Below are 9,128 nucleotides of genomic sequence, written 5' to 3' on the forward strand. Positions count from 1 at the left end.
GCCATGGCCAGCGCGCGCCGCAACCGAGACGCTGGGCCCGGCCCCGTGAGCGGCCCGCGGCTTGTGGGGACCAGGGCCAAGGTGTTCGGCGTGCGGGTGGACGGCGGCGGCGAGGTGAGCCGGGCTGTCGCCCGTCACCGCGATGTCGCCCACCCGGTCCGTTCGCAGCACCGTGGCACCCAGCGCCCGCAGCCGCTCCACCGTGCGCGGAGACGGGTGGCCGTACGGGTTGGCCTCGCCGCAGGAGATCAGGGCCAGCCGGGGGCTCAGCGCCGCCGTCAACTCCCAGTCCTGGTAGGCCGAACCATGGTGCGCCACCTTCAACACGTCCACCTCGCTCTCCTTCCCGGCCGTCCTCAGCCGGCTCAACAGGGCCTCCTGCGCCGGCGGCTCCAGATCACCCAGCAGGGCCATCCGCACACCGCCCGCCAAGATCACCAGCAGCGCGACACTCGCGTTGTTCGCACCCGACAGCACCGTCGACTCCTCGCCGTCCGGCCACAGCACCTCCCACGAGACCCCGGTCCCCGCCGACCGGCGCTCGCCGGGGCCTGCCCGCGTCAGCGGGACCCCGGCCCGCGCCGACCATCCCGCGACCCGGGCGGCCTCGCCCGGCGGATCGTCCACCGTCGTCCCCTGCACCGCCGCGACCCGCCGGCCGTGCAGTACGCCCGGCAGTCCCTCGACGTGATCGGCGTGGAAGTGCGTCGCCAGGAAGAGCGGCACCCGGGTGATCCCCAGATCGCGCAGACAGCGGTCGGCCGCCTGCGGATCCGGCCCGGCGTCCACCACCACCGCGCTGTCGGGCGGCTTGCCGCCCTCCGCCGCCACCGGCAGCACCAGCATGTCGCCCTGCCCCACATCGCACATGACCAGCCGCCAGTCCGGCGGCGGCCAGCCGGTCGCGATCCGGGCCAGCAGCGGCGGCCGCAGCAGCACCGCGAGCAGGACCAGCAGCAACAAGCCCACCGCTACCGGGCGGAGCCGGGGCAGCAGCGACGGCACCGTGCAGCAGAGCGCCGCCGTGCCGACGGCCAGGCTCACCGTGCCGAACCACCCGCCCGGCCAGGACAGCTGACCGCCCGGAAGCTCCGCACCGTGCCGGGCGACCGCGGCCAGCCAGCCGGCCGGGACCCCGGCGGGCTCGGCGAGCAGGCGGGCCAGCGCGGGCGAGAGCGGGTCGAGCACCAGGACCGCGAAGCCCAGCAGGGTCGCCGGCGCCACCGCCAGCTCGGCCAGCAGGTTGCACGGGATCCCGATGAGGCTGACATGCCCCGAGAGCACCACCGTCACCGGCGCGCAGAGCGCCTGGGCCGCCGCCGTCGCCCCGACGGCGCCCGCGAGGTGGTGCGGCCAGCCCCGTGCCCGCAGGGCGTCCGCCCAACGCGGACCGAGGACCAGCAGGCCGGTCGTGGCGAGCACCGACAGCAGGAAGCCGAAGGAGCGCGCCAGGTACGGATCGAGGAGGACCAGCAGCAGAGCCGTGCCCGCCAGCGCCGGCACCGCCTGGCGCGGCCGACCGGTGGCCAGCGCAAGCAGCCCGATCAGCCCCGTCCCCGCCGCTCTGAGCACGCTCGGCTCCGGGCGGCAGATCGTCACGAAGGCCAGCGTGACCACGGCACCGAGCAGTGCCGTGGTGCGCAGCGGGATCCCGAGCAGGGCGGCGATTCCGCCCCGTTCGGCGGTACCGGCCCGCCCCGGGGCGCCGAGCAGCACGCCCAGCACGATCGCCAGGTTGGCCCCGCTCACGGCGACCAGATGGGCCAGATCGGTGTCCCGGAAGGCCTCCCAGAGATCGTCCGGCAGGCGCGAGGTGTCCCCCACGACGAGACCGGGCAGCAGCCCCCGCTGGTCCGCCGGCAGACCGTCGGTGGCCGCGCGCAGCCCTGCCCGGAGGCGGCCCGCGATCCGCTGCGGCAGGCTCGGCGCCGCGATCTGTCGTGGTTCGCCGTGCACGATCAGCAGCGCCGCCGACTCGCCCGCGCGGTCATCCGGCGGACGGACCGTCACCTCGGCGGCGAGCCGCGTCGAGGGCAGCAGCCGTTCCCACGCCCCGGTGTCCCCGCCGCGGACCAGGACGGTGACCGGCGTGCGGGTGCGGACGTTCCGCGGACCCGGTGTGCCCGGAAGGACGCCGTCGGGAACAGTGACGCGGTCCACCACGGCGTCCACGGTGAGCAGGTCCTGTCCGGCACCGGAACCGCTGCGGGAGACACGCACGCGCGGGTCCCCGGTGAGGGTGAGGTCGACGCCGACCTCCGGCGACGGGCCAGCGGAACGGGCCAGTTCCGGCAGTGGCCCCCGGTGCAGGTCGGCGGTGTGCAGGAGGGTGGCCGCCGTGGCGGCGGCCGCGGTGAGCAACACGGCGGCCAGGGTCACCGTGGCGGACCGACGATGGACCGGGTCGGCGGCCGACCCCGCCCGGCGGGCGAAGAGGAGCAGCCCTAGGACCCCGGCCGCGCCCGCCGCCACCGCGAGGGCGGCAACGTGCCCGGGGCCCAGGCCGAGGACCGCGGCCGTGACCACCCAGGCGGCGACGGCGGGCAGCAGCAGGCGGACGTCGTGCGGGCGCGGCGCGGCGGAGACGGCGTCACTGGGGATGGGAGCAGGGGTGGCGATGGCGGCACCTCCTTTCGGGCAGGGCAGGGCAGGGCAGGGCAGGGCAATCGAAGGGAGGTGAAGGGGCGAAGGGCGCCGGGCCGTCAGAGGGTGAGCAGCGGCCGGAGTTCCGAGTAGGTGCGCTCGCCGATTCCGCTCACCTGCCGGAGTTGGTCGAGCGAGCGGAACGCGCCACCGTGGGAGGCACGGAAGGCGATGATGCGCTGGGCGAGGGTCGGGCCGACGCCGGGGAGCGTATCGAGCTGTTCGAGGGTGGCTCGGTTGAGGCTGACCGGCCGTTTCGAGGCCTCGGCGGGCGGCGGCCCGGTGCCCGCCCCGGCGGCCGGCTGGGGGCTCGGCTCGCCGACGAGGATCTGCTCACCGTCGGCCAGGACGCGGGCCAGGTTGAGGTTGCCGGTGTCCGTGCCGGGCAGCGGCCCGCCGGCCATCCGCAGGGCGTCCGCGACCCGGGAGCCGCCGGGCAGGGTGTGCACGCCCGGGGAGGCGACCCGGCCGCCGATGTCGACCACGACGACCGGGTCGGACGCCGCACCGGCGGCTCCGTTCCCCTTCGCGCCCTCGGACAGCTCCAGCCCGGGAACGGCGGACGGCGGCACCGAGGCGACGGCGATGGCCGGGACCTCGACCGGCTGCGGCCGCGCCAGCCAGAAGTGCTGGACGCCGTAGCCGACGGTGAGCAGGAGGAGGACGAGGAGGCCGACCACCGCCCGCCGGTCGAGCGCCAGCGCATGACCCGTCCACGGGCGCGCGACGGAGCCGGGCACGGCGGGGTCGGCCACGGCGGGGTCGGCCGCCCCGCCACCGGATCCCCCGCCACCGGGCGCTTCGCCGCGGGGCGGCGGCCCACCGGTGTCGGCCGGCGCCGCGTACACCGAGGGTTCGGTGTCCGACGGTTCGGCGGCCTCGGGCAACAGGGCCGCCATCCGCAGGGTCGCGGTCTCGTTCGCCCGCTGGATCTCGTGGCGCTTGCGTGTGCCGATTCGCGTGCTCGTCATGTGGAGCACGGTAGGAACCGCCCGGACAGCGCGCGGATATTACCGAACGCCTGTGGAAAACCCGGGGGTTGTGGATGAAGAACGTCCCCCGCAGGAGGGAGGAAGGGTCTCACGTGTTGACGGACCCCGCGCGCCGGACACCCTCACCGGGGCGCGACCACCACCGCCAGCAGCCCCGGCCCGACGTGCGCGCCGATCACCGCCCCGACCTCGCCCACGTACAGGTCGCGCAACCCCGGCACCTGCTCCCGCAGGCGTTCGGCGAGCGGCTCGGCCCGGTCCTCGGCCGCCAGGTGGTGCACGGCGATGTCGACCTCCCGCTCCCCCGCCCGCTCGACCGCGATCTCCTCCAGCCGGGCGATCCCCCGGGACGCCGTGCGCACCTTCTCCAGCGGCTCGATCCGCCCCCCGTCCAGGTGCAGCAACGGCTTGACCGCGAGCGCCGAGCCGAGCAGCGCCCGCGCGGCGCCGATCCGGCCGCCCCGGCGCAGGTAGTCGAGGGTGTCGACGTAGAAGAACCCGCTGGTCCCGGCGGTCCGCCGCTCGACGGCCGCCGCCACCTCGTCGAGTCCCCCACCCGCCTCGATCACCTCGGCGGCCGCCAGCACCCCGTACCCGAGGGCCATGCCGACCAGTCGGCTGTCCACCACCCGCACCGGGACCGGCGACTCGGCGGCCGCCAGTCGGGCGGCCTCCGCCGTCCCGGACAGCTCGCCGGAGATGTGCACCGAGACGACGCCCCGCGCACCGCCCTCGGCCGCCGCCCGGTAGGCGGCGGCGAAGGACTCCGGGCTGGGCCGGGAAGTGGTGACCCGGTGCTTGCCGCGCAGGGCCTCGGCGACGTCCTTCGGGGAGATCTCGACGCCCTCGGCCCGCACCTCGTCACCGACCGCGACGCTCAGCGGCACCACGGTGATCGCGTGCCGGTCGACGGCTTGCTGAGGCAGGTAGGCCGTGGAATCGGTGACGAGCGCGAGGTCGGCGGGCATGAGGCGGAGGTTACTCCCCGCCCGGGCCGGACGGCAGCATCCGGGTCGGCACTCAGCCGGCCGACGGCCCGGCGGACGGCTTGCGCAGCCGCTGCGTCAGCTTGGCCACCGGGTCCGCGAGGCCGAGCAGTTCCTCGGCGCTGGGCCGGCCGCGGCCGTCCGTGAGCCCGGGACGGACGCCACCGGTCCCACCGGCCTCGCGCGCCGCGCCGGAAGCACCGCCGGCACCGGAAGCACCGCCGGCACCCGACGCCCCCGAAGCGGCCGCACCGCCGGCGCCACCGCCGGACCCCCCGGAACCCGCAGCGACGTCCCAGTGCCGCAGCGCCCCCGCCTCGTCCTCGCACTCCTGGCTCAGCCGGCTCAGCTCGTCCTCCGCGAACCGGTGCATCCGGTCCTGGGCCGCCCAGCGCATCGCCTCCGCCGAGTGCGTGATCCGCTCGGCCCGCTCGCGCAGCTCCGGCAGCTTCGCCGCGACGCGCCCGGTGTCCGGCTCACGCTCCAGCGTCCGCAGCTCGCCGTCCAGCTCCGCCGCGTGCGCGTCCAGCCGGGCCAGCAGCGCGAGCGACTCGCCGAGCTGGCCGTCCTGGGCGACGCCGCCCTCCAGGACCTGCCGGGTGCCGTCCAGGGAGGTCCGCAGGCGCAGCCGGACGGCGGAGATCTGGCCCTGCGGGCCGGTCTGGGTGTAGGTCTTGGCCTTGAGCGTGACGTTCTCGACCGCCCGGCGGGCCTTGGCCTCCTGGCGTTCCACCTTCTCGCCGACCGTCCGCGCGGCCTTGACCAGGCCGACGACGATCAGCGCCGCCACCCCGAGCCCGAACAGCACGGCGAGTACGAGCAACACCCCGAGGATCTCCATCACGCGCCACCTTCCACCAGCCGAACCGGCCCCACCGGACCAACGCGGGCCGCCCCGCCGAGGGTTCCACGGTAGCCCCGCTACCCGCCCGGCGGGACGCCGATCAGGGGCGCCGGACCGGAGTTCAGGGACGGTTCAGGGACGGCTCGGGGTGAACCCCGAGCCCGCACAGGCCCCGCACAGGCCCCACAGAGGCCCCGCGAGAACCAAAAGCACAGGGCCAGCAGGCCCCCGACACACCGCGGGGCGGGCCCTCCCGAAGGAACGCCCGCCCCGCGGTCCGACCGGACGGTGTCAGCCGGTGACGATGTTGACCAGCTTCGGCGCCCGCGCGATCACCTTGCGCACCTCGGCCCCGCCGATCGCCGCGACGACCGCCGGGTCGGCCAGCGCCAGCGCCTCCAGCTCGGCGTCCGAGATCGACGGCGCGACCTCCAGCCGGGCCTTGACCTTGCCCTTGACCTGCACCACGCACGTCACCGTCTCGTCGACGACGTACGCCGGGTCGGCCACCGGGTAGTCCGTGTACGCCAGCGAGTCACCGTGACCCAGCCGCCGCCACAGCTCCTCCGCGATGTGCGGGGCCAGCGGGGCAACCATCAGCACCACCTGCTCGGCCACCGACCGGGGCGTGGAACCGCGCTTGACCAGGTAGTTGTTCAGCTCGATCGCCTTGGCGACGGCCGTGTTGAAGCGCAGCCCGGCCATGTCGGCGCGGACGCCGTCGACGGCCTTGTGCAGGGCGCGCAGCGTCGCCTCGTCCGGCTCCTCGTCCGTGACCACCAGCTCGCCGGTCGCCTCGTCGACGACGTTGCGCCACAGCCGCTGCAGGAAGCGGTACGAGCCGACGACGGCACGGGTGTCCCACGGGCGGGAGACGTCCAGCGGGCCCATCGACATCTCGTACAGGCGCAGCGTGTCGGCGCCGTACTCGTCGGCGATCTCGTCGGGGGCGACGGCGTTCTTCAGGGACTTGCCCATCTTGCCGGCCTCGCGCTTGACCGGCTCGCCCTGCCAGAAGTACTGGCCGCCGCGCTCCTCGATCTCGGCGGCGGGCACCGGGAAGCCCCGCTCGTCGCGGTAGACGTCGGCGGTGATCATGCCCTGGTTGAACAGCTTGTGGAACGGCTCGACGGACGAGACGTGGCCCAGGTCGTGCAGCACCTTGTGCCAGAAGCGGGCGTACAGCAGGTGCAGCACGGCGTGCTCGGCACCGCCGACGTACAGGTCGGCGCCGCCGCCGGGCTTCTGCTCGGTGGGGCCCAGCCAGTACCGCTCGTTGGCGGGGTCGACGACCTGCTCGCGGTTGGACGGGTCGATGTAGCGCAGCTCGTACCAGCAGGACCCGGCCCAGTTGGGCATGGTGTTGGTCTCGCGGCGGTACGTCTTCGGCCCGTCGCCCAGGTCCAGCTCGACGGTGACCCAGTCCTCGTTGCGGGACAGCGGGGTCTTCGGCGTGGAGGTGGAGTCGTACGGGTCGTAGGTGTGCGGCGAGTAGTCGTCGACCTGCGGGACCTCGACCGGCAGCATCGACTCGGGCAGCGCGTGCATGACGCCGTCCTCGTCGTAGACGATCGGGAAGGGCTCGCCCCAGTACCGCTGGCGGCTGAACAGCCAGTCGCGCAGGCGGTAGTTGACGGTGCCTTCGCCGATGCCGTGGCCGGCCAGCCAGGCGGTGACGGCGGCCTTGGCCTCGACGACGCCCAGGCCGTTCAGCGTGATGCCGTTCCCGGTGCCCTCGTCGTGGGCCGAGTTGACGATGACGGAGTCGTAGGTGTCGAACGCGTCGTCCCAGGCGGCCGGGTCCTCGCCGCGGCCGTCGGTGGGCTCGACGACGCAGCGCATCGGCAGGTCGAAGGCGCGCGCGAAGGCGAAGTCGCGGTGGTCGTGGGCGGGGACGGCCATGATGGCGCCGGTGCCGTAGCCCATCAGCACGTAGTCGGCGATGAAGACCGGGACGGGCTCGCCGCTGACCGGGTTGACGGCGTAGGCGCCGGTGAAGACACCGGTCTTGACCTTGGCCTCGACCTGCCGCTCGACGTCGGACTTGGCGGCCGCGGCGGCGCGGTAGGCGGTGACGGCCTCGGCGGGGGTGGCGGCGCCGCCGGTCCACGCCTCGCGGGTGCCCTCGGGCCAGGCGGCGGGCACGATGGCGTCGACCAGCTCGTGCTCGGGGGCCAGCACCATGTAGGTGACGCCGAACAGGGTGTCGGGGCGGGTGGTGAAGACGGTGATGTTCCCCTCGTCGACGGCGAAGTCGACGCGGGCGCCCTCGGAGCGGCCGATCCAGTTGCGCTGCTGCAGCTTGATGGCCTCGGGCCAGTCCAGCAGGTCCAGGTCGGAGATCAGCCGGTCGGAGTAGGCGGTGATCCGCATCATCCACTGGCGCAGGTTGGACTTGAAGACGGGGAAGTTGCCGCGCTCGGAGCGGCCGTCGGCGGTGACCTCCTCGTTGGACAGCACGGTGCCCAGGCCGGGGCACCAGTTGACCGGCACCTCCTTGGCGTAGGCCAGCCGGTACTCACCCAGCAGTTCGTCGCGCTCGGCGCCGGTCAGCTCGGACCAGGCGCGGCCGCCGGGGACCTCACGGGTGCCGTTCTCGAACTCGGCGATCAGCTCGGTGATCGGGCGGGCCTTGGCGGCCCGCTCGTCGTACCAGGAGTTGAAGATCTGCAGGAAGATCCACTGCGTCCAGCGGTAGTACTCGGGGTCGATCGTGGCGATCGAGCGGCGCGGGTCGTGGCCCAGGCCCAGCCGGCGCAGCTGCTGGCGCATGTTGGCGATGTTGGCCTCGGTGGAGACCCGCGGGTGGGTGCCGGTCTGCACGGCGTACTGCTCGGCGGGCAGGCCGAAGGAGTCGTAGCCCAGGGTGTGCAGGACGTTGTAGCCGTTCATCCGCTGGTAGCGGGCGAAGACGTCGGTGGCGATGTAGCCCAGCGGGTGGCCGACGTGCAGGCCGGCGCCCGACGGGTACGGGAACATGTCCATGATGAAGCTGTGCGGCTTCGCGGCGACGTCGGCGGCGGCCGGGTCGGCCAGGTCACCGGCCGGGTTGGGGGCGTGGAACGTCCCCTCCTTCTCCCAGATGTCCTGCCAGCGGGACTCGATCTCCGCCGCCAGGGCGGCGCTGTACCGGAACGGCGCGGTCGCGGTGTCGGCCGCACCGAACGCAGGGGTCGTCTCGCTCATGGTCCTTCAAGCTCCATCGATGTCAGTTGGCGAACCGGCGTTCCGGGCCGGCGGCGGGGCGGGTGTCCGGACGGGGCCCGGACGGACGCCGGGCGGCGGGCCCGGGCGGAAAAACAAAAAAGCCCCTCGCAGGAGGGGGTGCCACGCCGACTCCGGCTCCGCCCTCGGGCGTGGCCGGTCCTGGTCAGCGCGGCCGACTAAGGAGCAGGCGCGCGGTTCGCATGGGCTCAGGGTACCGCAAGGGGGTCAGCCGCCTCCCGGGGATACCGCCGACGCGCCCGCCGCCCCGTCCGCCGACGCCCGCCGCGACGGCCCGTCCGACGTGCCGGAATCCGCCGAGTCCGGGCCCGGCCCCTCCGGCCCCGGAGCCGCCCATTCCAGGCCCCCCGCTTCCAGGCCCCCCGCTTCCAGGCCCCCCGCTTCCAGGCCCCCCGCTTCCAGGCCCCCCGCTTCCAGGCCCCCCGCTTCCAGGCCCCC

At 74.7% G+C, this 9,128-nt stretch carries 5 protein-coding genes; all 5 read right to left on the reverse strand.

What is annotated here, in order from left to right:
- Positions 1–2,364: ComEC/Rec2 family competence protein (locus ABD308_RS00850; protein WP_344323237.1), on the reverse strand; the 2,364-nt coding region annotated here is incomplete at its 3' end.
- A 338-nt stretch (positions 2,365–2,702) separates the two neighbouring features.
- Positions 2,703–3,614: a ComEA family DNA-binding protein gene (locus tag ABD308_RS00855; protein ID WP_344323247.1), complete on the reverse strand. Its 912-nt coding sequence runs from the start codon at positions 3,612–3,614 to the stop codon at positions 2,703–2,705.
- Positions 3,615–3,757: 143 nt separating this feature from the next.
- Positions 3,758–4,603 carry a DegV family protein gene (locus ABD308_RS00860; RefSeq protein ID WP_344323258.1) on the reverse strand — a complete coding sequence of 282 codons (846 nt, stop codon included), beginning with the start codon at positions 4,601–4,603 and terminating at the stop codon, positions 3,758–3,760.
- A 52-nt stretch (positions 4,604–4,655) separates the two neighbouring features.
- Positions 4,656–5,462: a hypothetical protein gene (locus tag ABD308_RS00865; protein ID WP_344323270.1), complete on the reverse strand. Its 807-nt coding sequence runs from the start codon at positions 5,460–5,462 to the stop codon at positions 4,656–4,658.
- A 294-nt stretch (positions 5,463–5,756) separates the two neighbouring features.
- The gene (leuS, locus tag ABD308_RS00870) at positions 5,757–8,651 is read right to left on the reverse strand and encodes a leucine--tRNA ligase (protein ID WP_344323282.1); all 2,895 of its coding nucleotides are present in this window, start codon (positions 8,649–8,651) and stop codon (positions 5,757–5,759) included.
- Between the last annotated feature and the right edge of the window lie 477 nt (positions 8,652–9,128).

Source organism: Kitasatospora putterlickiae (assembly GCF_039527695.1).
Classification (GTDB): Bacteria; Actinomycetota; Actinomycetes; order Streptomycetales; family Streptomycetaceae; genus Kitasatospora; species Kitasatospora putterlickiae.

Excerpts from the sequence above, each read along its gene's own strand:
- ABD308_RS00865 (WP_344323270.1), bottom strand. The coding sequence starts at position 5,462 with ATGGAGATCCTCGGGGTGTTGCTCGTACTCGCCGTGCTGTTCGGGCTC.
- ABD308_RS00860 (WP_344323258.1), bottom strand. The coding sequence starts at position 4,603 with ATGCCCGCCGACCTCGCGCTCGTCACCGATTCCACGGCCTACCTGCCT.
- leuS (WP_344323282.1), bottom strand. The coding sequence starts at position 8,651 with ATGAGCGAGACGACCCCTGCGTTCGGTGCGGCCGACACCGCGACCGCG.
- ABD308_RS00855 (WP_344323247.1), bottom strand. The coding sequence starts at position 3,614 with ATGACGAGCACGCGAATCGGCACACGCAAGCGCCACGAGATCCAGCGG.